Origin of the sequence: Arthrobacter sp. ISL-30, from assembly GCF_018613855.1 — a bacterium.
Classification (GTDB): domain Bacteria; phylum Actinomycetota; class Actinomycetes; order Actinomycetales; family Micrococcaceae; genus Arthrobacter.
The window spans coordinates 88500-113617 of sequence record NZ_JAGGPK010000010.1; the positions used below are offsets into that span (position 1 = coordinate 88500).

Consider the following 25118-nt stretch of genomic DNA (forward strand, 5'->3'; position numbering starts at 1 on the left):
CACCGTCATGGAAGAACAGAAGAGGGCAGCAGTGAGCGTTCAGCCGGAGACAGAGACCGGAACAGCACAGGCAGCAGGCGCAGCGGAAACTCCCGGTGACGGCAGCTACAGCTTCGCCACTATGGAAGCGAAGTGGCCGCAGGTCTGGGAAGACCTCAAGGTCTTTACGCCGGTTGACGACGGCTCGCGTGAGCGGCGTTATGTCCTGGACATGTTTCCCTACCCTTCCGGTGACCTCCACATGGGGCATGCCGAGGCCTTCGCTATGGGAGACGTCGTCGCGCGTTATCTCCGCCAGAAGGGCTATGACGTCCTGCACCCGATCGGCTGGGACTCCTTCGGCCTGCCCGCCGAAAATGCGGCGATCAAACGCAACGCCCACCCGAGCGAGTGGACATACAAGAACATCGAGACCCAGGCCGCGTCGTTCAAGCGCTATGCGATCTCCGCAGACTGGTCCCGAAGGCTGCACACCTCCGATCCGGAGTACTACCGCTGGACGCAGTGGCTCTTCAACCGTTTCTACGAGCGCGGCCTGGCCTACCGCAAGAACCACCCGGTCAACTGGTGCCCCAAGGACCAGACCGTCCTGGCCAACGAACAGGTAGTCAACGGTGCCTGCGAGCGCTGTGGAACCGCGGTCACCAAGAAGTCCCTGAACCAGTGGTACTTCAAGATCACCGAATACGCGGACAGGCTGCTTGACGACATGGATCAGCTCCGCGGACATTGGCCCGAGCGCGTGCTGGCTATGCAGAGGAACTGGATTGGGCGCTCCGAAGGTGCCCACGTCACCTTTGTCATCGAGGCCGACGGCGGCAAGTCGGCCAAGGACGTTACGGTCTTCACCACTCGCCCGGACACCCTCTACGGCGCAACGTTCTTCGTTGTTGCAGCCGACGCGGCACTGGCCCTGGAACTGGTCACCGAGGAACACGCGGCTGCCTTGGACGAATACCTGGACAAGGTCAAGGGGCTGTCCGAGATCGAACGCCAGTCCACCGAACGCGAGAAGACAGGCGTCTTCACCGGCCGTTACGCCATTAACCCCCTGAACGGGGAAAAGCTGCCGGTCTGGGCTGCAGACTACGTGCTGGCTGACTACGGCACCGGAGCCATCATGGCTGTTCCCGCCCACGACCAGCGCGACCTCGATTTTGCGCGGACCTTCGACCTGCCGGTGAGGGCTGTCCTCAACACCGGCGAGGAAGACCCCGCGGTGTCCGGAATAGCCACGGCAGGCGAGGGCACCCTCATGAATTCGGGTTCCCTGGACGGCCTCTCCAAGGCCGAGGCGATTCCGGCGGCCATCGAGATCCTAGAGAAGCTGGGGACGGGCGAGAAGTTCGTGAACTTCCGGTTGCGCGACTGGCTGCTCAGCCGCCAGCGGTTCTGGGGCACTCCCATCCCCATCATCCACTGCCCGAACTGCGGCGAGGTCCCCGTCCCGGATGAGCAGCTGCCGGTCACGCTGCCTTCGGACCTGCGCGGAGAGGACCTGGCCCCGAAGGGCACGTCCCCGCTGGCCGCCGCAGAGTCCTGGGTCAACGTCGAATGCCCCAATTGCCACGGCGCGGCCAAGAGGGACACCGACACCATGGACACGTTCGTTGACTCGTCGTGGTACTTCCTGCGCTTCGTGTCCCCGCACTACACCGAGGGCCCCTTCGACCCCAAGAAGATCAACGACTGGATGCCCGTAGGACAGTACGTCGGCGGCGTCGAGCACGCCATCCTGCACCTGCTCTACGCACGGTTCTTCACCAAGGTCATCAACGACCTCGGCCTGATCAAGGTCAACGAGCCGTTCACCGCCCTGCTGAACCAGGGCCAGGTCCTCAACGGCGGCAAGGCCATGAGCAAGTCGCTCGGCAATGGCGTGGACCTGGGCGAACAGTTGGACAAGTTCGGCGTCGACGCCGTCCGCCTGACCATGATCTTCGCGTCGCCGCCAGAGGACGATGTGGACTGGGCCGATGTTTCGCCGTCCGGGTCAGCGAAGTTCCTGGCGCGGTCTTGGCGTCTGGGGCAGGACGTTACGTCCAGTTCCGGCGTCGATTTCACGAAGGGCGACCGTGCCCTCCGTACCGTCACCCATCGCACCATCGCCGACGCGACTGAACTGCTGGACAGCAACAAGTTCAACGTCGTTGTCGCCAAGCTCATGGAACTGGTCAACGCCACCCGCAAGACCATCGACTCCGGAGCAGGCGGGTCCGACCCTGCCGTCCGTGAAGCCACGGAGGCGGTGGCTGTGATCCTGAGCCTCTTTGCCCCCTACACAGCCGAGGATCTGTGGAGCCTGCTAGGTCACCCCGCTTCCGTCGCGAATGCAGGGTGGCCCACATTCGACCCCGCCCTGCTCGTCCAGGACACGGTCACCGCCGTCGTCCAGGTCCAGGGCAAGGTCCGTGACCGCCTCGAAGTTCCGCCCGACGTGAGCGAAGACGAACTGCGCGAGCAGGCGCTGGCTTCGGAAAACGTGAGGCGCGCCCTTGATGGCCGCGAAATCCGAACAGTGATCGTGCGGGCGCCTAAACTGGTCAACATCGTCCCGGCCTAGCCGGGTGAGGGCCTCCGGCAACCCCGGCGGCCGCCTTGACCGGAGGAGGAGTCGGTGACGGAACGGGTGCCGGCCGGCTGGGTGTGGGTCAAGGAGAAGCTTGCCCGACTCCGCCAGCAAACGACACTCCGCCAGCAAACAGCACAGGGACGTGCCGGCGCTGCCGGTCCCGCCGCCGTCGTGCGTGTGGCTGTGGTGACTGATTCCGCCGCAGCACTGCCGGTCGATTGGGTGAAGTCCCTGGCCGCCGATGGACGCCTCAGCGTGGTTCCCATGCCTGTCATGGTGGGCGAGGAAATCTATGGCGAGGGCGAGGACGATATCGCCGAGAGGCTTGCCATAGCGCTGGCATCGGGTATTCCGGTGAAGACCTCCCGGCCCTCTCCCGGCCAGTTTGAGCAGGCCTACCTCGGCGTTCAAGAACGGGGTTTCGAGGCCATTGTGTCCATCCACATCTCCGGTGAACTGTCAGGGACGGCTGACGCGGCACGATTGGCCGCAGGTCGAGTGGGCATCCCCGTGGAAGTGCTGGATTCGCGAACCGTCGGCATGGCCCAGGGAATGGGCGTCCAGAGTGCCTTGACCGCTGCGGCTGAGGGGCGCGGTGCCTCGGAGGTTCGAAGCTTCGCGGAAGATCAACTCAAGCAGACACGGGTCTACTTCTACGTTCCCAGCCTTGAGCAACTGCGCAGGGGCGGAAGGATCGGCACCGCGGCCTCGCTGCTTGGCACGGTCCTCGCGATCAAACCCATCCTGGCGGTCGACGGTGGCAGGATCGTGCCGTTGGAGAAGGTCCGTTCCGGACCACGGGCGATAGCCCGGCTTGAAGAGATCGTCGCCGCCGACGTGGGATCGAGGACCGGGGGACAGGCTCGCCTGGCAGTGCATCATTTCGGGAATCTTGCTGCCGCCGAGGAACTCGCAGCCCGCCTCGCAGAGAGCTGCCCGGGCTGTCCGGCCCCCCAGATCAGCGCGCTGCCTGCGGTCCTTGCCGCCCACGCCGGGCTTGGAGTCCTCGCCGTCATCGTGGGCGGAAGCAGCGCCTTCGGGGACTGATCTTCTTCGAACACAGTTCCTTGGCCAGCACTGATTCCTCGGCAGGCACTTATCCTCCACACCGGCCGGTTTACCGGACTTTCCACATAGCCCTCTACGGCGGTGTCCGCGGTTCCCGCGAGTTCCTATTGTGGTTCCCATGCCATGGCGGACAAGGGGAGCAGCAGCCGGCGCGGCTGCGTCTGCCCGCCACCGGCTGACTGCCACTCTTGGAGTTCCTGACGTAGGCGGGGACGAGGTCCCTGGCAGCGGGGAGCACCTACTGCCGCTGGCTAACATTCAGGCACGGGAGCTGGCGGGAGCGGCTTTCCCCGCCGAATCCGGCTCCCCGACTGAAGCCTCCCCGCTTGAGGCACGCTACCGCTGGAGAACCACCCGCAGAGTGGGTCTCCTCGTGGCCGTGCCCGTCGTGCTGTTTCTTGCCTGGCTTATCTGGCAGGGATTTGCGTCCCAACCCATCGTGTTGCCTTTGGGGGACGTCTCCGAAGCGCCCGGCCGAAACACCGAGGAAGGTCAACCAGAGAGCAGCCATCAGGGCGAGCCGAACCAGGCAGGAGCCGCAAAGCCTCTTGTAGTCCACATCGCCGGTGCGGTGTCCAAACCCGGAATTGTCCAGCTCCCGGCGGGGAGCAGGGTATTTGAGGCGATCTCCGCGGCGGGCGGGCCGCTTGGCTCTGCCGACCTCAATCTCCTGAACCTAGCCGAGCCGGTGCAGGATGGCACAAAAATCCAGGTGCCCCACCAGGGGGAAGTCCTGTCCGGTGCCCAGAGTCCGGATAGCACTGGGACTTCGAACGGGAAGCCCGACGGATCGGGGATCGGCACCGGCTCCCAGGGCTCAAGCGGGGGTTCGGGCAAAAAGGTCAACCTGAACACGGCAAGCCTTGAAGAGCTCGGCACGCTTCCTCGCGTAGGACCGGTCCTCGCGCAGAGAATCATCGACTGGCGCAAGGAGCAGGGCCCCTTCAAGAGCGTTGAGGAGCTGGATGCAGTGGAGGGCGTCGGGCCAAAAATGTTGGAATCCCTGCTCCCGCTGGTTGTGGTCTAGGTGGTCATCCGCAGTGGGAGCAGGGTCTTGGTGGAGCAGTTGGGCGAGACCCTACGGAAACGCTGGAGTGGCGGAAGGTCAGAAAACGCCGCACGGGAAGAACCGCTTCGACGCATGGACCTGAGGCTTGTTCCGGCCGCGCTGCTCGCGTGGGGCAGCGCCGTCGCGGGCACGTATCTTCCCGCGGGCTGGCTGCTCGTGCTGGGTGGCTTCTTGATCGTGGCCAGCATCTTCTTCCTCCACTGGGCTACGCCGAGCAAGCGACGATGGCCGCATATCTCGCGCCCGAAACGAAAGCCGATGAAACGTTCGGCCAACTCCCTTCGCTCGACGCTCGGGCTGGCGTGCATGCTGGCTGCAGGCGTTACGGGGCATAACGTCGTCCTCGGAGTAGAGCGCGAGAACAGTCCCACCGCGGACCTCGCCGCCGACCATGCCCAGGCCGTGGTGGACGTCGTTGTGACGGGAACGCCCCGGGCACTGGGCGGGCGCGGCCAGTCAGGTGAAGACGGACGATGGGCCGTGACCGTGCAAGTCGTGCACGTCCGGGCCGGAGGCCTCAATATCAGGGAGGACGCACGGCTGACAGTCATGGGCAGCCAGCCCTGGGCAGAGGCGATGCCCGGTCAGCGCCTGCGTGCCACAGGGAGGCTCAAGGAGTCCAGGCCTGGCCAGCCGGAAACTGCCATTCTCTCGGCTTCCTCAAAGCCCGGCGTCGTAGAACAGCCGGCTGGTCCCCTTTCGCTTCCAAGCCAGCTCAGGGAAGCACTCCGGGAAGCCTCCGCCTGGCTGCCGCCCGATGCCGCGGGCCTTCTTCCGGGCATGGTCACAGGTGATATCGAGGGCCTGGCTGAGGATCTCGAGGCGGCGATGAAACCTGTGGGCATGACGCATCTGACCGCCGTTAGCGGGGCCAATTGCAGCCTCGTGCTGGGTAGCCTGCTGCTCCTCGCCAGGACGCTGCGGCTGGCGAGGCCCCTCGCGGCTTCCGCGGCAGTGTCAGGGCTTGGCTGTTTCGTGCTCATCGTCGGGCCCGATCCAAGCGTCCTGCGTGCCGCCCTGATGGGCGCCATAGGGGTGGTGGCACTTGCCTCGGGCCGCAGGGGCAGGAGCCTGGGGTTCCTCTGCCTGGCAGTGATCGGCCTCCTGCTTCTGGACCCGCGCTTGGGGGCCACCTACGGCTTTCTCCTGTCAGTCCTGGCGACGTTGGGCATTGTGCTGCTGGGCGCGCGGATTGCCTCCTGGTTGAACTACATCCTGCCCCTGCCCCTCGCGGCGGCGGTATCGGTGCCGCTCTCTGCCCAGCTCTTCTGCTCTCCGGCCATAGTGGCGCTCCAGCCGGGATTTTCCAGCTACGCGCTCATCGCGAACATCGTCGCGGCGCCATTCGTCGCTCCGGTGACGCTGCTCGGCACCGCAGCGCTGCCATTGCTCCCGGTGTGGCATGGGGCGGGGCATGTCCTTATCGCCGTCGCCGGATTCTGTGCCGGCTGCGTTGCCGCCGTCGCCAGGTTCTTCGCCGGCTCGCCCGGCGCCATGCTCCCGTGGGCCGAAGGTTTACCCGGAATAGGAGCCATGGCGCTCATGTCCGTCCTAACCCTAGGCTTCGTCTGGGCCATCACACACCCGGCCGCCGTGTTGCTGCGGGTGCTTCGCCTCCACGCGCACTGGGTCAGTCACTTGCCGATTGGGAAGGATGTGCCGGGCGTTCCAAACGAAGGTGATGAAACACTCAACCGATCCGTACGACTAGAACGATTTTGAGCGACAGGTAGTTCTGCGTCGTAGGCAGCTCTGAGCATGGTCTCCGCCGACGCGGACCAGAACCACAGCATTTGTCCGAGTGCTGCCCACGCGAGCCCCAAGGGAGCGGCAAAGAGAATGGCGACCGTTTGCTCGTCTGCCGCGAGAAGGAGAAGTGAAGCCGCCATCAATTGGGCCTCCAGCCGGTAGGGCAAGAGTCCTGACCACGCTATGGCCACCCCGAACAGGGCGAAGCCCACCAGCGCGACCAAGGCACCAGGGAGGATGGCGAGAGGCATCCAGGAAAGGCCGGGGAAGGAAGCCGAGGATAGGAGCGCGGCGAGAATTAGCGTCCCAAGACCGGCGGTGCCCAGGGCGGCCCCAACGGCGCCGGTTCTGCTCAACAGTTCCTCATTGCGTGACAAGGCCACCAATCCTGCAATGCCTGACGCCATCAGAACGATCGAGAATACGGTTATGGTGTCCAGGAAATCCCATCCTTCCGGCGGTGGGCCGGCAGCGGAGCAGCTCATGTCTATGCACCACGTCCTCAGAGCGTGGATAACCGCCGTCATGGACCACAGCAGACCGCCCAGTATGGAGCAGACACTGCTATACCGGACAATCCGGATGTTGTACATGGAACCCTCCTGAAGGAGTGCTCCCGCAAGGATTGCCGACGTCGTTGGTGGTCCCCGCGGTTTGGCCTAGGCCATAGCGTCGTCGGATCAATCGCTCTCAGGAGCTCCTGTATGCAGGACCTGGAAATCCGCTCCGAGTTCGACGTCGATGTTGGTTGCGTCGTCGAGGACGACCTCCACTTCAAAGGCGGACGCCCCATTATTCTCGCGCTCCACTTCGCCGACGCGGCCTCTGCCGACTTGCGCTAGAGCAGCATGTCCGGCCTTGTCTCGGTCGGCGGCGCTCAACGGCTGTGATGAGTCGTCGTTATCCCCGCTCTCGACCGTCACTACCTGGAATGATGGCTGATCATCGCCAAGGGTGTTGCTGGCCGCAGCGACAGATGCTCCGCCAAGGGCAACAGCCACCGAAGCGGCGCCGGCGATTAAAAGGATTTTCCTGCCCATGAGAGTCTCCTGCTTTGTCGCCCCAGCAACTTCCGATCTATATAGCCAGTTTGCTCTCAAGGCTTCTCGGCCACCATCATTCACCGGACAATTCTCAGCCGCCGCACAGCCTGTCTCAGCCAACGCACAGCCTCTCTTCCGACGCCACGTCAACACATGTGACCGAACTGAGCAGTATCGGCGAGGGGTTTGTTTCTGGTGGAACGAGGACGCATCCTTGGTGCATGGATGCCGTTAAGGTGTCACCTCACCCTGCAACGGTGCGCACCCGTTGGGGTGTGCGCAAGCGCGCCACTGCCACGGCAATCGGTGTTGTGGCGGCCGCGCTGCTCGTAGGCGGACTGATCCTCCTGCTGCTGCTTCAGAAAGCCCTGGTGGTGTCAACAGAAACACTTACCCGTCTGCAGGCAGAGGACGTGATTGCCCGAATTGCTGAACAGGACCTTGATGAAGCGGCCCGGTACGTTAGGTCCTCGGCCCGCCCCGGCCAGTACGTCCAGATCATAGATCCCAACGGATCGGTCTTTGCCGCGTCAGTCCCTGCCACGGCCGCGACGCCGATCACAACACTGCGTCCGCATGCCAAGCAAACGCTGTTCCAGCATGTTTCTGGGGTGAATAGCCTTTTTGACGATGAACTGTTCGTTGTTGCAACGGGTGTCGGAGAGGACGAGAAGGTCTATACCGTCGCTGTTGCGGCCACGGTGCAGGTCCAGTCCGAGACGGTTGCTACCGTGGCATGGTTTATGCTTGGCGCCGCACCACTGTTGCTGGCTGGGGTCGGCGTCGGTGTCTGGATACTGGCGGGGCGGTCGCTGCGCCAGGTTGAGCGGATCCGGGGCCAGGTCGCGGGTATCAATGCCCAGAGGCTCGACAGCCGTGTCGAGGTGCCCCAGACGTCCGACGAGATCCAGGCTTTGGCACTGACGATGAACATGATGCTGGACCGGCTACAGGCTTCAGACCGGGAGCAGCGACGCTTTGTCTCTGATGCAAGTCACGAACTGCGCAGCCCCTTGGCAACACTCAGTGCGGGCGTGGAAATCGCGGCCGCTGACTCGTCGGGGGCTATGTGGGAGGAGATGAAGGAGGTTCTGGCCGGAGAGACGGCGCGGATGCGTTACCTGGTCGAGGACCTTCTGACCCTTGCAAAGACCAACGACGGGGGCCTGAATCTGGACATGGCAGACGTGGATCTGGATGACGTCCTGGATGAAGAGGTCCGCCGTCTACGCTCGATGACCAGCCATAAGATAGAAGCGCGTCTTGAACCTGCACGGGTCACCGGTGACGTCCGCCGCCTCAGCCAGGCAATCCGGAATGTCCTGGACAACGCGGTGCGGCACGCGGAGTCTCAGATTAACATCCAGGTGCGAAATTCAGCTGACGGAATCCTACTCACTATCGACAACGATGGTCCGCCCGTGCCGATCGCCGAACGGGAGCGAATCTTCGAACGCTTCGTACGGCTTGACGAAAGCCGATCCCGCGAAAGCGGTGGCAGCGGCTTGGGTCTGGCCATCACATCCGCAATCATGAGCGCCCACGGGGGCCGGATCCTGTCAAGGGAGGCTCCTGGCGGCGGGTGCCGGTTCGAGCTGGCGTTCCCCGGTCAAATGAAATCCACTGCGAAAGACCAACCCCAGCAGCTCACTCTGCTGCAGGGTCCGGGGAGCCCGCCGGCGCAGGGCGGTCGGGGTTGAGCATGTACCCCATTCCCCGGATAGTCGTGAGGGTATGCAGCCCGAAGGGTGTATCGATCTTGCGCCGCAGGTAGCCTATGTAGACCTCAATGACGTTATCCCCGCCCTCGAAGGCCGAATCCCAGACATTATCGAGAATCTCGGACTTGGAAACCACCTGGCCGTGCCTGCGCATCAAGTAATGCAGCAGCCCATACTCCTTGGCTGTGAGACTCAGGGGGGTATCACCGCGGCGAACATTGCGGCTCACTGGATCCAGGCTCAAGGTTCCTATGGAGAGGACGACCGGCCGCTCGGGGGCCCCACGGCGCATCAATGCCCTGATCCGAGCGACCAAAACGAGGAAGCTGAAGGGCTTGGTCAGGTAGTCGTCGGCCCCGAGATCGAATGCATCCGTCTGGTCGTACTCGCCGTCCTTTGCTGTCAGCATCAACACGGGAGTCCAGATCCGGTGTTCCCGGATCTCCTTCAGCACGTCGTAGCCGTTCTTCAGGGGCAGCATAAGATCCAGCAGGATCACGTCATAGCGCTTCTCTTTCGCTGCCCGTACGCCGCTGACGCCGTCGTTTACTACATCCACGACGAATCCCTCATTGGACAGCCCGCGGCGAACCGTTTCGGCCAGCATCTTTTCGTCTTCGACGATTAGAACCTTCATGACTGTACCTCCCTGTTAATACCCGCCGGCGCCGGGGCGGGTACAGGAACCTCATTTCCATGCACTACGAGCGTAAGCATCTGGGTCGGGCTGTGCTACTTGCGGTGCGCCTTCGGGGTGGTGCCCGTGGGAGACTGGAAAGCAACAAATCGAATCCCGGGAGGACCATCCGTGGCAGCTGCCCAAAACGCCCGCTCCAGAAGCTCCGCGGCGAGTGTCGCCGGCTGGCGGGACGCTGCACCTGCTCCAGTGGTCCTGATCACGGGACCAGAGGAATTCCTCGGAATCAGGTCGATGGACAGGATCCGGAGGCAGGTCAGGGACGCTACTCCCGACGTCGAAGTCACTAAGCTCAATGCCGCCAGCTACGAGGCCGGGGCCTTGGCCATGGCTGTTGCTCCTTCGCTGTTCGGCGAGGGCAAGCTCGTCGAGGTCGAAGGCCTCGAATCCATGAATGATGCCTTTCTCGCCGATGCATTGACCTATCTCCGCCAGCCCCAAGAGGATGTGGTGCTGGTCCTGCACCACGCGGGCGGAGTGCGGGGAAAGAAACTGCTCGACGCCGTCAAGGCGGCGGGCTGGCCGGTGGTGGACTGCCAGCCGCTGAAGAAGGACACCGAAAAGACTGCGTTCGTAGTGGCCGAGTTCAAGGCAGGGGGCCGCAGGATTGAGCCGGATGCGGTTGCTGCCCTGGTGAACGCCGTCGGTGCAAGCCTGTCCGAGCTTGCGGCTGCCTGCAGCCAGCTGATCGCGGACGCAAGCACCACAGTGGATTCCGCCACTGTGGAGAAGTACTACGGGGAAAGGGTGGAAGCCACTGCCTTCAAGGTTGCTGATGCTGCGATGGCAGGTAACGCAACCCTCGCCTTGTCCAGCCTCAGGCACGCGCTGGATACCGGCGTCGATCCCGTGCCACTCGTAGCCGCGCTTGCCGCCAAGCTACGCACGGTGGCGAAGGTTGCCGGGGCCTCGGGGTCCTCGGCCCAGATCGCCAAGCAGCTTGGCATGCAGCCGTGGCTGGTTGAGCAGGCGCAACGGGATGTCAGGCGCTGGACGCCGGAAGGGCTGATCGCCTCCATCCGGGCAACCGCGGAGGCCGATGCCCAGGTGAAAGGACTATCCCGCGATCCGGTTTACGCCGTCGAATACGCAGTGACCGTGATTGCAAACTCCGCCCGCAGGGGCTGACTTAAAACGCATGTGGCCGGCACTGGGTGCCGGCCACATTGATCAGTTCAAAGCGAACTGGAAACCTTAGAGTGCGTTGACCTTCTTGGAGATCGCCGACTTGCGGTTTGCAGCGTTGTTCTTGTGAACAACGCCCTTGCTTACAGCCTTGTCGAGCTTCCGGCTGGCAGCAACAAGAGCAGTAGCAGCGGCATCCTTGTCAGAGGACTCAACGGCGGTGGTGACTGCGCGGATGGCGGTCTTCAGCTCGGACTTGACTGCGTTGTTGCGCAGGCGAGCCTTTTCGTTGGTCAGGATGCGCTTCTTCTGGGACTTGATATTAGCCACGTGTGAACTCTCTTTTTATTGCGGAAATGGTCTAGAGGGCTTTCAGGTTGGCCATCGACTGAGCGGCGTGGGGATACCTATGGCAGCCAACCATCAGTGGCCGTCGACCTGCACGGACACACAGCTATAAATCGTACCAGATGCGCGCCTCTGCTTAGGATTTGATGGCTAGGACCAGCCGTGTCGCGCCTTGAGGTGCCGGGTGACCACCTGGAAGTGCTCTTTATCCAAAATTGCCCCCTCCCGGCGCACCCTTGATGGGTCCACCCTGATGATCCTGTCCAGCTTTGCCTCGCTAGGGCGTCGCTGTGGATCCCACGCCCCCGCGCCGATGTCCACGTAGTCCTCGTTGCGGCTGTGGCCGTTGTCGTGATCCTTGCTGGTGAGCATCACGCCCAGCAGCCACGACTGGTCATGGCCGACAAGAAGGACGGGCCTGTCCTTGCCTTGGGTGTGGTCCTCCTCGAAGGGCACCCAAGTCCACACGATTTCGCCCGGGTCCGGATTGCCGTCCAGTTCCGGCGAGTACCTGACGGAGGTCCTCCCGGCGAAATCGCCGGGATATGTTCCTCCCGGCCCCGTGACACCTGCCCGTGCAGGGACCTTACTCGGCCGAGGCGGGCTCTCCAGGAGGCGCAGGGAACGGCGAAGCAGTTTGCGGAACGAACTGAAGTCCAATGGCATGGCTCTACGGTACTGTGCGAATGCGTCGGGATCGGGCAGCGTCGGGATCGGGCAGCAATGTACAGCCAGGGCTCTGAACGTGGGAGACTATAGGTTCAGATATGCGGCATTTACCGGACGGAGCAACCGATCCGGAGTCCGGCCGCGTGAATGTCGACAGTAAGGACCACTGCGTGTCTCCCATGGCCCGCACCGCCCCGGTGCCTGCCGCAACAGATCCGGCCATCATCCGGAACTTCTGCATTATTGCCCACATCGACCACGGTAAGTCGACGCTGGCAGATCGCATGCTGCAGTTCACCGGCGTTGTACAGGCACGTGACATGAAGGCCCAGTACCTGGACCGCATGGACATCGAGCGTGAGCGTGGCATCACCATCAAATCCCAGGCCGTGCGCATGCCCTGGGAGGTCGACAACACGGCCTATGCCCTGAACATGATCGACACTCCCGGCCACGTCGACTTCACCTATGAAGTGTCACGATCCCTGGCGGCCTGCGAGGGAGCTGTCCTGCTTGTGGACGCGGCGCAGGGTATCGAAGCCCAGACCTTGGCGAACCTGTACCTTGCCATGGAAAACGACCTGACCATCATCCCGGTGCTGAACAAGATCGACCTCCCGGCCGCCCAGCCGGAGAAGTACGCGGAAGAGCTCGCCAACCTGATCGGCGGCGACCCGGAGGATGTCCTGAAGGTTTCCGGCAAGACCGGCGTCGGAGTAGAAGCCCTGTTGGACCGCATCGTCCGGGACATTCCAAACCCCGTCGGGGACGCCGACGCCCCGGCGCGGGCCATGATCTTCGACTCCGTCTACGACACCTATCGCGGCGTCGTGACGTATGTCCGTGTGGTGGACGGCCACTTGAGCCCGCGCGAGCGGATCCAGATGATGTCTACCAAGGCCAGCCATGAACTCCTCGAAATCGGCGTGAGCTCTCCCGAACCCGTCCCGTCCAAGGGCCTGGGCGTCGGGGAAGTGGGCTACCTGATCACGGGCGTCAAGGACGTGCGGCAATCCAAGGTCGGCGACACCGTAACCAACCTTGCCAAGCCAGCCACCAAGTCCCTGGGTGGCTACCAGGATCCCAAGCCCATGGTCTTCTCGGGCTTGTACCCGCTGGACGGCACGGACTACCCGAACCTGCGTGAGGCACTGGACAAGCTCAAGCTCAACGATGCCGCCCTGGTCTACGAACCCGAGACCTCCGCAGCCCTTGGCTTTGGCTTCCGCGTAGGCTTCCTCGGCCTGCTGCACCTCGAAATCGTGCGTGAACGCCTGGAACGTGAATTCAACCTCGACCTCATTTCCACGGCTCCCAACGTCGTGTACGAAGTCACGCTCGAGGACAAGTCCGTGGCCACGGTCACTAACCCGTCCGAATTCCCAACAGGCAAGGTCAGCGAGGTCCGGGAACCCATGGTCGCTGCGACCATCCTGGCTCCCAACGAGTTCGTCGGCGCCATCATGGAACTCTGCCAGGGCAGGCGCGGACAAATGCGGGGGATGGACTACCTGTCTGAGGACCGCGTGGAAATGCGTTACTGGATCCCGCTGGCCGAGATCGTGTTCGACTTCTTCGACCAGCTGAAGTCAAAGACCCGCGGTTACGCGTCACTGGACTGGAAGGCCGACGGCGATCAGGTCGCCGATCTGGTGAAAGTCGACATCCTGCTGCAGGGCGAACAGGTGGATGCGTTCAGCGCCATCACCCACCGCGACAAGGCCTATTCGTACGGCGTCATGATGACCTCCAAGCTGCGGGAACTCATTCCGAGGCAGCAGTTCGAAGTCCCCATCCAGGCCGCGATCGGCTCACGCATCATTGCCCGCGAAAACATCCGCGCCATCCGCAAGGACGTCCTTGCCAAGTGCTACGGCGGTGACATCACCCGTAAGCGCAAACTGCTCGAGAAGCAGAAGGAAGGCAAGAAGCGCATGAAGATGGTGGGCCGGGTGGAAGTGCCCCAGGAAGCCTTCATCGCAGCGCTCACCACGGACGAATCCAAGGACAAGGCCAAGAAATAGTGAACCGCTATGCGGGACGGGCCACAGGCGACGAACATGCCTAGCGCCCTTCCCCTCGGTGACCCGGCACCTGCGGACGGATTGCTGCCTCCGCAGGTGCTCGACGACGTCGCGGCACGCAACTTCGGCCTGTACGTCCACATTCCCTTCTGCGCTGTGCGCTGCGGCTATTGCGATTTCAACACGTATACGGCAACGGAGCTCGGTGGTGGCGCCTCCCAGGACGCCTACGCGGCCACGGCCATCTCGGAGGTGAAGTTCGCCGGTCGCGCTCTTGAGGCTTCAGGCGTCCACGCACGCCCGCTCAGTACGGTCTTCTTCGGCGGCGGAACGCCCACCCTCCTGCCCGCGGAGGATCTCGCCGCTATCCTGCGGGCCGCCGTTGGGCAATGGGGCATCGAGGCAGGCGCCGAAGTGACTACCGAGGCCAACCCCGACTCCGTGACCCCGGAATCCCTGCAGCTGCTGGCCGACGCCGGATTCACCAGGGTTTCTTTCGGGATGCAGTCGGCCGTACCTCATGTCTTGAAGGTGCTGGACCGGACGCACTTGCCCGAAAGGGTACCCCAGGTGGTGCAATGGGCGCGCGACGCCGGCCTGAACGTGAGCCTGGACCTCATCTACGGAACTCCCGGCGAATCCCTTGACGACTGGCGTGTGTCCCTCGAAACTGCCCTGTCCTACGATCCGGATCACATCAGTGCCTATGCATTGATCGTTGAGGACGGCACCAAGCTTGCAGCCCAGATCCGCCGCGGGGAGGTGCCCGGTATCGACGACGACGACCATGCCGCCAAGTACGAGCTCGCCGACGAGCTGATCACCAATGCTGGCCTTGGCTGGTATGAGGTCAGCAACTGGTCGCGCACTTCGGAACAGGCGTGCAGGCACAACCTTGCCTACTGGCGCGGCGATGACTGGTGGGGTATCGGGCCGGGTGCCCATTCGCATTTCGGTGGAGTCCGCTGGTGGAACGTTAAGCATCCCACTGCCTATGCTTCACGGCTTGCCGCCGGGGCGTCACCGGCTGCCGGGCGGGAAACGCTGGACCCCGCCACCCGCGAAGTGGAGCGAATCATGCTTGAGGCACGGCTTGGCACTGGGCTCCAATTGGATGCCCTCGACGTCGCCGGCCGGCACGCCATCGCCGGGCTGATCGCGGACGGACTCGTGGAGCCGGTGCAGGCCTTCCATGGCCGACTGGTCCTCACGTTGAAGGGCCGGCTTCTTGCCGACGCCGTGGTCCGGAGAATCCTTCCGGATTGAGCTATTTGATCCAGCGCAGGTTGTAGCGGTAGCGGTGGGGCTGGCCGTGGTTGACATGGATCCCGGCGGAGACGGCGAAGCACGTCAGGGCAATCCAGATGGCCGTGGCGATGACGGCGAAGAGGTTACCCACTACGGGGACAATCACAAGGATGTTGGCGATTACGGCCGCGATGGTGGGCGGCAGCGTGAAGTTCAAAGCTTCCTTTGACTCCTGGGCTGTGAACGGTCCGCGCTCCCGGAAGATCAGGTAGATCAGGAGGGACGGCACACAGCCCAGGATCCCGCCAAAGTGGGCCAGCGTCGCCCACTGCCGATCCTCGCTGGCGGTCAATGGCAGGGCGTTGGCAGGTACGCCATGGTACTGCGGCTGGCCGGCTGCGTTGTCCCGTTCTTCACGAGCATCTTCTGCCACGGTTCTTGTCCTTACGATTATCCTGATGGTGCGGTGGTGCGGTTCCAAGAATACTGGGTCCGCGATTAACAACCTGTCACGCAGGGTCAGGCGCCGTGAGGAAGTCGATGACCTCCTCCACCCGTCCGAGGAGCGAGGCCTCCAGGTCCGCATAGCTGCGGACGGCGCCCAGGAGCTTCTGCCAGCCGAGGCCGATGTCCTCAGGGGTGGAATGCGGCCAGCCGAATGCCTTCAGGATGCCGGTTTTCCAATCCCCGCCATGCGGTACCTCCGGCCAGCGTTCGATGCCAAGCACCTTTGGCCGGATGGCCTGCCACACATCCACATAGGGATGGCCGACAATCAGCACGTTTCGCGCGGCCCCCGGCAGCTTCATCGCATCCTCGGCGATACGGAATTCCTTCGAGCCGGGAACCAGGTGGTCAACGAGGATTCCGAGGCGCCTGGCCGGGCCGGGGGAGAAGGCGGCAATGGCCGCTTTGAGGTCGTCAATACCGTGGAGGGGTTCGACGACGATTCCTTCAACTCGGAGGTCGTCGCCCCAGACCTTCTCAACCAGTTCGGCGTCGTGCTTTCCCTCGACCCAGATCCGGGAAGCCTTGGCAGTCTGGGCCCGCTGGCTGGCCACCCGAACGGAACCGGAAGCCGTCCTGTCCTGCTTCGGGCTTCCGGCAGCGGAGCGCGGCGCCGGCGCTATGAGCCGGATCGGCCGGCCGTCCAGCAGGAATCCGAAGCCGAGCGGGAAGGAGCGGGACTTTCCGCGCCTGTCCTCGAGCGCCACGATATGCATGCCGCCGGACTTCTCGAACCGTGTCACGGCCCCGACCCAGCCTGACTGGACATCCTCCAGGACCATCCCACGTTCAACCGCAACCTCGGGGAGTGGCTGCTGCCGGGCGGGGGAGGAGATGTCCTGCGGACCCCAGTTCTCGAAGGACAAGATATTTCCACCACTTTTGCTCGAAGGATCAGGACCGGCGGGAGCCGGGTTTCAATGCTAGCAACGGCGTGGCCCATAATAGACTTATTAGCACTTAGGCATGTTGAGTGCTAAGGATTGGCGGATCGGAGGTGGACAGTGAGCGAGCAGCGCAAGCTCGAGGTATTGCGGGCAATCGTGGAGGACTATGTCCACTCCCGCGAACCCGTGGGCTCCAAGGCGCTCGTGGAACGTCACCATCTGGGCGTGTCCAGTGCGACTATCCGTAACGATATGGCAGCACTGGAAGAGGAAGGGTTGATTGCGGCGCCCCATACCAGCGCGGGCCGCATCCCCACGGATAAGGGGTACCGGCTCTTTGTGGATCGCATCTCCGCAGTGAAGCCGCTGTCCGCCCCGGAAAAGCGGGCCATCCACTCGTTGCTCGAAGGAGCCGGCGACCTCGACGACATCCTTGAGCGGACAGTCAGGCTGCTGTCCCAGCTGACCAACCAGGTGGCGGTTGTGCAGTACCCGCACCTGAATCGCGCCCTGGTCCGCCACATCGAATTCGTCCTGCTCGCGCCCCGGCGGGTTCTCGTTGTCCTGATTGCGGACACCGGACGCGTGGAGCAGAAAGTCATCGACGTCGGAAGTGACGTCAGCGACGACACCCTGAAATCGCTCCGTACCCGCTTCCTCGGAGGAGCAGCCGGCTCGCAGCTCAACCTGCTGCCCCAGGTCCTGCCGTCGATCGTGGCCCTCTGTCCGCCAGCTGTTCGCGGCATCGCCAAGGCTCTGGCCCACGGGCTCGAGCTGCTGGCGGCCAACAGCAGGGACGAACGCATGGTCATGGCGGGAACAGCCAACCTGGCCCGCTCGAATGTCGATTTCCCGCTGAGCATAGGTCCGGTGCTGGAAGCCCTTGAAGAGCAGGTGGTCATGCTGCGACTCCTGACCGAAATGGCGGAGGATTCACGGGGGGTTGCAGTCAGCATTGGCCGGGAAAACCCCTACGACGGACTGTCCGAGGCCTCCGTGGTAGCCACCGGCTACGGGCCGGGCGCCAGCGCCAAGATCGGCATCCTCGGGCCCACCCGCATGGACTATCCCACTACCATGGCGGCCGTTCGCGCCGTCGCACGCTACTTGTCACGCATTCTGGCCGGCTGAGCTGCCCAGCAGCCCGGCCCACGGCAGTAACAACAGGAAGAGATACGCATTTTGAGCAGCCACTATGACGTTTTGGGAGTCTCCCCGGAAGCCACCGGCGAGGAGATCAAGAAGGCGTACCGAAAGCTAGCGCGCTCCCTGCACCCGGACGTCAACGACGGAGACGATGCCGCGGAACGCTTCAAAGCGGTCACCCACGCCTATGAGGTCCTGTCGGATCCGCAAAAACGCCGGGTCTATGACACCACAGGCAACGAGAACGGCACCGACAACGGGTTCGGCGGCGGATACGCAGGGCAGGGGTTCGCCTTCCAAGACATCTTCGACACCTTCTTTGGCGGCGGTGGCGGATCGGCAGGACCCGCCTCCAGGACCCGCCGCGGCCAGGACGCACTGATCAGCGTCCGCATCGACCTTCGGGATGCCGTTTTCGGCGCCAACAAGAAGCTCGAGGTCGACACCGGCGTCGTATGCCCCACCTGCAACGGCTCCTGCTGCCGCGAGGGCACCCACCCGGTGCGCTGCGATATTTGTGGCGGCAGCGGCCAGGTACAGCGGGCCGTTCGTTCCATCCTGGGCCAGGTCATGACGGCTGCACCGTGCGGCTCCTGCGAAGGATTCGGCACTATCATCAAGGATCCTTGCAACGAGTGCAACGGCCAGGGGCGCATCCGGAGCCGTCGGTCGTTGACCATCAAGGTCCCCGCCGGCGTCGCAACCGGTACCCGCATCCAGCTGTCGGGCCAGGGCGAAGCAGGCCCGGCCGGCGGACCCACGGGCGACCTTTACGTCGAGATCCGCGTCAACAACGATCCCACATACATTCGCGACGGCGATGACTTGCACGCCACGCTCAGCGTACCTATGACTGCGGCCGCCCTGGGCACCGAACTGACCCTGGAGACCTTTGACGGTATCCAGGAAATCGACGTCAAGGCGGGCACGCAGTCTGGAGAGGTGATCACGCTTAGGGGACTGGGCGTTACCCACCTGCGCGGCTACGGGCGCGGCGACCTCAAAGTGCACCTCCATGTCGAGACTCCCGGCAAGCTGGACCCGGCCCAGGAAGACCTCCTGAGGCAGCTGGCGAAGCTGCGCGGCGAGCAGTTCACGGAAGGAAAGCTGGTTGCCAGCGGCGGCATGTTCGCCAAGCTCCGGGACAAGCTCGGTAACCTGTAGCGGTGAGCAATCCCGTCTTCTTCGCCCCTGTCGGCGCGCTCGACGATCTGGCGCCCGGCGCCGAATTTGTCCTTGAGGGCATTGAGGCGCGCCACGCCATCACCGTTAAGCGGCTGGCTCCCGGCGAGGCGGTGGACATCGCAGACGGCGCCGGAAAACGCCTGACGGGTACGGTCTCCCACGCCAATGGAGGAAGTCTTACTGTGCTTGCCTCCGAACTGGTAGAGGAGCCGCAGCCCAGCGTCCGGCTGGTGCTCGTCCAGGCCCTGGCCAAGGGCGATCGCGACGAACTGGCCATCGAAACCGCCACGGAGCTCGGTGTTGATGCCGTGATTCCGTGGCAGGCCGAACGCTCCATTGTTCGCTGGAAGGGTGAGCGTGCGGCCAAGGCACATGCCAAATGGCAGTCAGTCGTGACGGCGGCGGCCAAGCAGGCCCGCCGCGCATGGATTCCGGAGGTGCGGAACGCCGTCGACAGCTCCGGACTGGCCAAGGCCGTGGAGGTCGCAGGCCTGGCGATCATCCTGCATGAGGCAGCCAAGACGAGACTGCGCGATATCCTGCAGGCCTGGGACGGGGCACTTGCGGCGGAAGCGGAACTCCCGCGCGAAGTGCTTCTGATTGTGGGTCCTGAAGGCGGCATCTCACCTAGGGAAGTAACCAGGCTGTGCGACGCCGGGGCGGTCACAGCACTGCTGGGCTCCCATGTGCTGCGGTCGTCGACGGCGGGACCCGCCGCCGTCGTACTGGCCAGTGACGTGCTGGGCCGCTGGTAGCGGGTATAGCTAGCGGACGCTGAACGGTATTGTTACAGGACGCTGAACGGTATTGTTACCGGACGCTGAACGGTTTTGTTACCGGACGCTGAACGTCCTGGTATCGGATTCGCGTTCCGATTCACCCTCCAGCATGCCCATGCGCAGCACGTACTTGCCGCTCGCCAGGCCAACCGTGAAGGAAAAAGCTCCGCCCTGCCCTGCTTCAGTCGACGGCAAGGCCTGGCCGTTGAGGAAGACGTTTTTTTCGCCGTTCCCGTCTTCGCGGAGGATCTGCCATCGCACAGGGACCGACGGAGCGACGCTTCGGCCGTTGATTTTCACCGCCCCGGCAGGCAGCGATACGCCTTCCTGCGGATCGATGATCCAGACAGGCGCAACCAGCGAAACGTCCCTTGCCATGGGTTCGCCCAGCTGGACATGGCCAAACGCCTCGAACCCGGTGTGTCCGTCTACCAGAATGACCACCTGGATCTGCTGGCCGGAATCGATCAGGCCGGAACTCGCAGCGGCGGCCGACGCAGTGTAGACAAGCTGCTGCACGGCACGCTGTGCCATGTCGGCGTCGAGGTTGCTGTTGAACGCGCCCTTGGACACGTCAACCGTGATCACGTTCTTGCCGGAAACAGAGGTCGCAAGGCTTTCAGGTTCCTGCCAGGGCGTGAAGTAATCCGGATCAAGCGGCTTCTGCGACATCATGGTTCGCAGCGCGATGGTCACGGGATTTTCCTGGCCCGAGGACTCACGGAACTCGCGGTAGAGATAGGCCTTGCCGTCGCTTCGGCCAATCCAGTACACCGGGACGCGATTGGAGGCCGGGGTCGTTTCCAGGGGGGCGTTACTGGCAGAGACTGTGGGGCCACCTGCTGCAACTGTTGGGGTGGGATTCGGAGACGCTCCGGTCCGGGGTCCGCTGTCCGCGATGCAGCCCGTCAATGCCATGGCCACAGCGCAGCAGGCAGCGAGCACGCCAGAGCGAATCCGGGTGCGCCGTGCCGGGGCCTGGTTGATTGACTGCTCGATGGTGCTGGTTTCCTTGCTTGGTTGGCGTTGCATCGTTGACGAAGGTTGGGGGACGTCACTGCAGCGGTTCCGTGGGCGTTCTTCGGTTCGCGTATTGCCAGCTTGACACACGCTTTGGGCAGCCTGAGCGGCAATCCGGGAGAGCGCTGGAACTGCAACAGTATTGATATGAGGCCGATATGGAGTTGATACCAAAATGCGGGAACCCGGCTGGTTTCCGGCTGCCTCGTGAGGGTTCCGGGCCGGGCGCGCTGGCGTAGGATGGATAGCATTCCTAAGTCCGACCGGAGGAGCGCAGGCCAATCGGCCAACACCATGACTGAATCAGTGAATTCAAGGCCCAAGGCCACAGCGGGGGAGGCTGGCGCGGGCGAATTTCCGCATAGCATTCCGGGAGTTCGAACGGAAGTAGTCGTCTTCGACAGCTCCGATCAAATGGTTCAGTCGCTTGGCAGCCACGATGAGGCGCTGCGGTTTATCGAGGAGCAGTTTCCCGGCGTCGACTTCCATGTCCGCGGCAATGAACTGTCCCTCAGCGGTCCGCCTGCGGACGTCCCCCGCATCATGCGGCTCCTTGAAGAGATCCGGGGCCTGGTGGCCAAGGGCACAATCATTACCACCGATGTGCTCCAGCAGCTCGTTCTTCTCCTCCGCACCCAATCGCTGCAGAATCCTGTCGATGTCCTGACCCATAACATCCTGTCCAGCAGGGGTCGCACCATCCGGCCCAAGACGCTGAACCAGAAGAACTACGTGGACGCCATCGATGACAATACGGTCATCTTTGGAATAGGCCCGGCTGGCACCGGCAAGACTTACCTTGCCGTGGCCAAGGCGGTGCAGGCCCTGCAGCTCAAGGAAGTCAATAGGATCATCCTTACCCGGCCCGCCGTCGAAGCGGGGGAGCGGCTGGGTTTCCTGCCAGGAACCCTCAGCGACAAGATCGACCCTTACCTTCGCCCGCTGTATGACGCCCTGCACGACATGATGGACCCGGAGTCCATACCGAGGCTTATGGCCGCAGGAACCATCGAGGTTGCACCGTTGGCCTACATGCGCGGGCGTACCCTCAATGACGCCTTCATTATTCTCGACGAGGCCCAGAACACCACGCCGGAACAAATGAAGATGTTCCTCACGCGCCTGGGTTTCGGTTCCAAGATGGTGGTCACGGGTGATGTCACGCAGGTCGACCTTCCGTTTGGTACCCGTTCGGGCTTGCGCATAGTCCATGACATCCTCGAGGGCATCGATGGGGTGAACTTCTCCATGCTGGACGCCGCCGACGTCGTGCGGCATAGGCTGGTGGCGGACATTGTGTCGGCCTACAGCACGTGGGACGACAAGCAACGGCTGCGCGCGAAGCATTCAGCGGTGGCACGGGAAAAGCGGGGGGATCACCAGTGAGCATTGAGGTCAACAACGAATCCGGCGTCCGGGTGGATGAGACGCAGCTGGTGACGCTGTCCCGCTTCATTTTTGAACGCCTCTACATCCATCCCCAGGCGGAGCTGTCCATCCTGCTCGTCGATGAGCCGGCCATGGAAAAACTCCATATCGAACTCATGGATGAACCGGGTGCCACCGATGTGCTGTCTGTTCCGATGGACGAGCTGACCCCCGGTACACCCGGCAAACCCACCCCCCAAGGGATGCTCGGCGATATTGCCATCTGCCCGCAGGTGGCGGAAGTCCAGGCCAGGAATGCAGGACACTCAACGCAGGACGAGATGCTCCTGCTGACAACCCACGGGATCCTTCACCTGCTCGGCTTTGACCACGCTGAGCCTGAAGAAAAAGAGGAGATGTTCGGACTGCAGCGCGAGCTCCTTTCGGCCTTCCTCGGCAAGGATGCCCCCATGGAGACCATGCAGTGACCCCGGCGATCCTGGTCGTTATGGCCATGGTCTTCCTGGGCTTCGTAGCCCTCTTGACCGCGGCGGAAGCTGCTTTCAACCTCCTGCCGCGCCATGAAGCCGAACAGGCGATCCTGAGGAGCCGTGGCACCGCACTGCGCCGCATCCTCGAACAACCCGTAGCCCACGTTCGTGCGCTGCGTTTTTGGCGGGTCTGGTTCGAGATGGCCGCCGCAGTCGCCGTCGCCGTCCTGCTGCACAGCCTCCTGGACAACGTCTGGCTTGCCGGACTCGCCGCCACCTTGATCATGGCCGTCATCGGCTTCGTCCTGGTGGGGGTGTCACCCCGGCAAATCGGACGTGTCCACTCCGGCGGAGTGGTCCGCGCGACGGCTCCCCTCATCCGGTTCCTTTGCTGGATTCTGGGACCCGTTCCCAGCTGGCTCGTCTCGCTTGGCCGGGCCGTGGCGCCTGGCGCCCCGGGTGGCGACGAGGCGTTCTTCAGTGAAGAGGAATTCCGCGAGCTTGTTGACCGGGCGACAGAGTCGGACATGATCGAGGACAACGAGGCCGAACTCATCCAGTCCGTCTTCGATTTCGGCGACACCATGGTTCGTTCGGTCATGGTTCCCCGGACCGACATGGTCTGCATTGAAAGCGGCTCCACCCTTGAACAGGCCATGGCGCTCTTCCTGCGCTCCGGATACTCCCGTATTCCCGTCATCGGAGAGAACGCCGACGACGTTCGGGGCATCCTTTACCTCAAGGACGCGGCGGCAGTTTTGCACCGTCTGGATCCACACAACCACCGTCGCCATGACGTGGACTCCCTGGCACGTGAGGCCCGCTACGTTCCAGAGTCCAAACCAGTCAGCGACCTGCTGCGCGAACTGCAGAAGGAATCCACGCACGTCGCCATTGTGATTGATGAATACGGCGGCACGGCCGGGCTGGTGACGCTGGAGGACCTCATCGAGGAACTCGTGGGAGAAATCGTAGACGAGTACGATTCCGCGGGAGCCGAAGTAATTGAACTCGGTGACGGCAGTTACCGGGTCAGCGCCCGTATGAGCATCGATGACCTCGGGGAGCTGTTCGATATCGACCTCGACGACGACGAGGTGGACACAGTGGGCGGGCTCCTGGCGAAGGCGCTGGGTCGCGTCCCGATCGTCGGGAGCACGGTTGAAGTCAGCGGCGTCTCGCTAAAAGCCGATAGGCTGGAGGGTCGTCGGAACCGGGTCAGCCATATTATTGCGGCAGCCATTCCAAAGGAAGACACTGACTTTGAAGAGCTTCTTGACGAGGCAGACACAACGCAACAGGGAGTTCCACGTGAGCAAGCAGAATAAGAAGCACGACGCCGAAGAGGACTTCGGCGGCTTCCGCGCCGGTTTTTCGGTGCTGGTCGGCAGGCCGAATGCAGGCAAGTCGACGCTCACCAACGCCCTCGTTGGCCAGAAGGTGGCGATCACTTCCGCAAAACCCCAAACCACGCGGCACACTATCCGTGGCATCGTCCACCGCGAGGATGCCCAGCTGATCCTGGTGGACACCCCTGGCCTCCACCGCCCCCGCACCCTCCTCGGAAAGCGCCTGAACGACCTCGTTGCAGACACACTCGCCGAAGTGGATGCCATCGGATTTTGCCTGCCGGCAAACGAAAAGATCGGACCCGGCGACAGGTTCATTGCAGCCCAGCTCGCCGGCGTCGGCCGAAAGCCGATCATCGCCATCGTCACCAAGACCGACCTCGTGGACCGCCAGGCGCTGACAGAGCAGCTCATCGCCGTCGACGAACTCGGGCGGGAGGTTATGGGCGGCGAGGGCTTCAGTGATGTGGTCCCGGTTTCCGCCAGCGATGGATTCCAGGTCTCCACCGTGGCCGATGTCCTCATCAAGCACATGCCGCCGTCGCCGCCGTTGTATCCGGATGGCGAACTCACGGATGAACCCGAAGCCGTCATGGTTGCCGAACTAATCCGCGAGGCGGCCCTCGAAGGCGTGCGGGACGAGCTTCCCCACTCGCTGGCCGTCGTCGTCGAGGAGATCGTGCCTCGCGAAGGCCGAACCGAAGACAATCCCCTGCTTGATGTCCGCGTGAACCTCTACGTGGAAAGGCCCTCGCAGAAGGCCATCATCATTGGCAAGGGCGGCAGCCGCCTCCGGGAAGTCGGGACCAACGCGAGGAAGGGCATTGAGGCACTCCTGGGCACCCGCATTTACCTTGACCTCCATGTAAAGGTTGCCAAGGACTGGCAGCGGGACCCCAAGCAGCTCGTCAAACTCGGTTTCTAGTCCCGTAATAGGCCCTTTCAGGGCAAGCTCTGCCTTCAATCAGTGCTTCAGCAAGCGGTTGAAGTGGCCAATGAGGGTTCTCCCAGTTTCGACGCCTAAAATGGCCGGAACCGTGTTTTTCGAGGAAA

Annotated in this window: 23 protein-coding genes; 15 read left to right on the forward strand and 8 right to left on the reverse strand. The window is 63.2% G+C overall.

Going from position 1 to position 25118, the window contains the following annotated elements:
* Positions 1-31 precede the first annotated feature (31 nt).
* The 4 genes from leuS to J7E82_RS04170 all read left to right on the forward strand — a co-directional run bounded on the left by leuS (position 32) and on the right by J7E82_RS04170 (position 6431).
* On the forward strand, positions 32-2563 hold the full coding sequence (gene leuS, locus J7E82_RS04155) for a leucine--tRNA ligase (RefSeq protein ID WP_214860827.1): 2532 nt from the start codon (positions 32-34) through the stop codon (positions 2561-2563).
* Positions 2564-2617: 54 nt separating this feature from the next.
* Positions 2618-3619: a DegV family protein gene (locus tag J7E82_RS04160; RefSeq protein ID WP_214860688.1), complete on the forward strand. Its 1002-nt coding sequence runs from the start codon at positions 2618-2620 to the stop codon at positions 3617-3619.
* Positions 3620-3758: 139 nt separating this feature from the next.
* Complete coding sequence (locus J7E82_RS04165) at positions 3759-4667, forward strand: helix-hairpin-helix domain-containing protein (RefSeq protein WP_214860692.1); 909 nt, start codon at positions 3759-3761, stop codon at positions 4665-4667.
* A 114-nt stretch (positions 4668-4781) separates the two neighbouring features.
* Positions 4782-6431 (forward strand): ComEC/Rec2 family competence protein, encoded by a 1650-nt coding sequence (locus J7E82_RS04170; protein WP_214860694.1) that lies wholly within the window; start codon positions 4782-4784, stop codon positions 6429-6431.
* On the opposite strand, the gene J7E82_RS04175 is transcribed toward J7E82_RS04170, so the two are convergent.
* Complete coding sequence (locus J7E82_RS04175) at positions 6344-7051, reverse strand: hypothetical protein (RefSeq protein WP_214860696.1); 708 nt, start codon at positions 7049-7051, stop codon at positions 6344-6346. The two genes, J7E82_RS04170 and J7E82_RS04175, sit on opposite strands and share 88 nt — an antisense overlap.
* Before the next feature lie 87 nt (positions 7052-7138).
* Positions 7139-7498, reverse strand: a complete 360-nt coding sequence (locus tag J7E82_RS04180) for a hypothetical protein (protein WP_214860698.1) — start codon at positions 7496-7498, stop codon at positions 7139-7141.
* A 224-nt stretch (positions 7499-7722) separates the two neighbouring features.
* On the opposite strand from J7E82_RS04180, the gene J7E82_RS04185 reads away from it, so the two are divergent.
* A complete protein-coding gene (locus J7E82_RS04185) occupies positions 7723-9201 on the forward strand; it encodes a cell wall metabolism sensor histidine kinase WalK (protein ID WP_214860700.1) in 1479 nt (492 codons plus the stop codon).
* Here the strand turns inward: J7E82_RS04185 and J7E82_RS04190 are convergent.
* Positions 9149-9859, reverse strand: a complete 711-nt coding sequence (locus J7E82_RS04190) for a response regulator transcription factor (RefSeq protein WP_214860702.1) — start codon at positions 9857-9859, stop codon at positions 9149-9151. The genes J7E82_RS04185 and J7E82_RS04190 overlap by 53 nt on opposite strands.
* A 171-nt stretch (positions 9860-10030) precedes the next feature.
* On the opposite strand from J7E82_RS04190, the gene holA reads away from it, so the two are divergent.
* Positions 10031-11047: a DNA polymerase III subunit delta gene (gene holA / locus J7E82_RS04195; protein ID WP_214860703.1), complete on the forward strand. Its 1017-nt coding sequence runs from the start codon at positions 10031-10033 to the stop codon at positions 11045-11047.
* A gap of 66 nt (positions 11048-11113) precedes the next feature.
* Here holA and rpsT read toward each other — a convergent pair whose 3' ends face one another.
* Together rpsT and J7E82_RS04205 are read right to left on the reverse strand one after the other, a co-directional pair.
* On the reverse strand, positions 11114-11374 hold the full coding sequence (rpsT, locus tag J7E82_RS04200; RefSeq protein ID WP_214860705.1) for a 30S ribosomal protein S20: 261 nt from the start codon (positions 11372-11374) through the stop codon (positions 11114-11116).
* 168 nt (positions 11375-11542) lie between these two features.
* On the reverse strand, positions 11543-12058 hold the full coding sequence (locus tag J7E82_RS04205; RefSeq protein ID WP_214860706.1) for a type II toxin-antitoxin system PemK/MazF family toxin: 516 nt from the start codon (positions 12056-12058) through the stop codon (positions 11543-11545).
* Positions 12059-12231: 173 nt separating this feature from the next.
* Between J7E82_RS04205 and lepA the strand changes: the two genes are divergently transcribed.
* A complete protein-coding gene (gene lepA, locus J7E82_RS04210; protein WP_214860714.1) occupies positions 12232-14085 on the forward strand; it encodes a translation elongation factor 4 in 1854 nt (617 codons plus the stop codon).
* Positions 14086-14121: 36 nt separating this feature from the next.
* Entirely contained in the window at positions 14122-15351 is a 1230-nt protein-coding gene (hemW, locus tag J7E82_RS04215) for a radical SAM family heme chaperone HemW (RefSeq protein ID WP_214860716.1), read from the forward strand.
* A 1-nt stretch (position 15352) separates the two neighbouring features.
* Here hemW and J7E82_RS04220 read toward each other — a convergent pair whose 3' ends face one another.
* Entirely contained in the window at positions 15353-15766 is a 414-nt protein-coding gene (locus J7E82_RS04220; protein WP_214860718.1) for a DUF4870 domain-containing protein, read from the reverse strand.
* Between the two features lie 76 nt (positions 15767-15842).
* Entirely contained in the window at positions 15843-16706 is an 864-nt protein-coding gene (locus tag J7E82_RS04225; RefSeq protein ID WP_214860720.1) for a DUF3097 domain-containing protein, read from the reverse strand.
* Positions 16707-16844: 138 nt separating this feature from the next.
* Here J7E82_RS04225 and hrcA point away from each other — a divergent pair, with 138 nt between their 5' ends.
* From hrcA to J7E82_RS04240, 3 genes are read left to right on the forward strand one after another with little or no spacing between them, the layout of a single operon-like run.
* The gene (gene hrcA, locus J7E82_RS04230) at positions 16845-17858 is read left to right on the forward strand and encodes a heat-inducible transcriptional repressor HrcA (protein ID WP_214860722.1); all 1014 of its coding nucleotides are present in this window, start codon (positions 16845-16847) and stop codon (positions 17856-17858) included.
* 51 nt (positions 17859-17909) lie between these two features.
* On the forward strand, positions 17910-19037 hold the full coding sequence (dnaJ, locus tag J7E82_RS04235) for a molecular chaperone DnaJ (protein ID WP_214860724.1): 1128 nt from the start codon (positions 17910-17912) through the stop codon (positions 19035-19037).
* A 2-nt stretch (positions 19038-19039) separates the two neighbouring features.
* Positions 19040-19813, forward strand: a complete 774-nt coding sequence (locus tag J7E82_RS04240; RefSeq protein ID WP_214860725.1) for a 16S rRNA (uracil(1498)-N(3))-methyltransferase — start codon at positions 19040-19042, stop codon at positions 19811-19813.
* A 78-nt stretch (positions 19814-19891) separates the two neighbouring features.
* Here the strand turns inward: J7E82_RS04240 and J7E82_RS04245 are convergent, their stop codons facing one another.
* Complete coding sequence (locus J7E82_RS04245; RefSeq protein ID WP_251041410.1) at positions 19892-20869, reverse strand: GerMN domain-containing protein; 978 nt, start codon at positions 20867-20869, stop codon at positions 19892-19894.
* 282 nt (positions 20870-21151) lie between these two features.
* Here J7E82_RS04245 and J7E82_RS04250 point away from each other — a divergent pair, with 282 nt between their 5' ends.
* Genes J7E82_RS04250 through era form a run of 4 tightly spaced genes read left to right on the forward strand, consistent with a single transcriptional unit; the run spans position 21152 to position 24990 of the window.
* On the forward strand, positions 21152-22243 hold the full coding sequence (locus tag J7E82_RS04250; protein WP_214860727.1) for a PhoH family protein: 1092 nt from the start codon (positions 21152-21154) through the stop codon (positions 22241-22243).
* On the forward strand, positions 22240-22713 hold the full coding sequence (gene ybeY, locus J7E82_RS04255) for an rRNA maturation RNase YbeY (protein ID WP_214860733.1): 474 nt from the start codon (positions 22240-22242) through the stop codon (positions 22711-22713). The genes J7E82_RS04250 and ybeY overlap by 4 nt, the downstream gene beginning before the upstream one ends.
* Positions 22710-24044, forward strand: coding sequence for a hemolysin family protein (locus J7E82_RS04260; RefSeq protein WP_214860735.1), 1335 nt, complete (start codon positions 22710-22712; stop codon positions 24042-24044). Before ybeY ends, J7E82_RS04260 begins: the two co-directional genes overlap by 4 nt.
* The gene (era, locus tag J7E82_RS04265) at positions 24028-24990 is read left to right on the forward strand and encodes a GTPase Era (protein WP_308113611.1); all 963 of its coding nucleotides are present in this window, start codon (positions 24028-24030) and stop codon (positions 24988-24990) included. The genes J7E82_RS04260 and era overlap by 17 nt, the downstream gene beginning before the upstream one ends.
* The last annotated feature ends 128 nt before the right edge of the window (positions 24991-25118 follow it).

What these genes read in the sequence shown, in the direction of transcription:
- J7E82_RS04165 (WP_214860692.1), top strand. Translation starts at nt 3,759, where the DNA reads ATGCCATGGCGGACAAGGGGAGCAGCAGCCGGCGCGGCTGCGTCTGCC.
- J7E82_RS04170 (WP_214860694.1), top strand. Translation starts at nt 4,782, where the DNA reads ATGGACCTGAGGCTTGTTCCGGCCGCGCTGCTCGCGTGGGGCAGCGCC.
- J7E82_RS04175 (WP_214860696.1), bottom strand. Translation starts at nt 7,051, where the DNA reads ATGTACAACATCCGGATTGTCCGGTATAGCAGTGTCTGCTCCATACTG.
- J7E82_RS04180 (WP_214860698.1), bottom strand. Translation starts at nt 7,498, where the DNA reads ATGGGCAGGAAAATCCTTTTAATCGCCGGCGCCGCTTCGGTGGCTGTT.
- J7E82_RS04185 (WP_214860700.1), top strand. Translation starts at nt 7,723, where the DNA reads ATGGATGCCGTTAAGGTGTCACCTCACCCTGCAACGGTGCGCACCCGT.
- J7E82_RS04190 (WP_214860702.1), bottom strand. Translation starts at nt 9,859, where the DNA reads ATGAAGGTTCTAATCGTCGAAGACGAAAAGATGCTGGCCGAAACGGTT.
- J7E82_RS04205 (WP_214860706.1), bottom strand. Translation starts at nt 12,058, where the DNA reads ATGCCATTGGACTTCAGTTCGTTCCGCAAACTGCTTCGCCGTTCCCTG.
- hemW (WP_214860716.1), top strand. Translation starts at nt 14,122, where the DNA reads ATGCCTAGCGCCCTTCCCCTCGGTGACCCGGCACCTGCGGACGGATTG.
- J7E82_RS04245 (WP_251041410.1), bottom strand. Translation starts at nt 20,869, where the DNA reads ATGCAACGCCAACCAAGCAAGGAAACCAGCACCATCGAGCAGTCAATC.
- J7E82_RS04250 (WP_214860727.1), top strand. Translation starts at nt 21,152, where the DNA reads ATGACTGAATCAGTGAATTCAAGGCCCAAGGCCACAGCGGGGGAGGCT.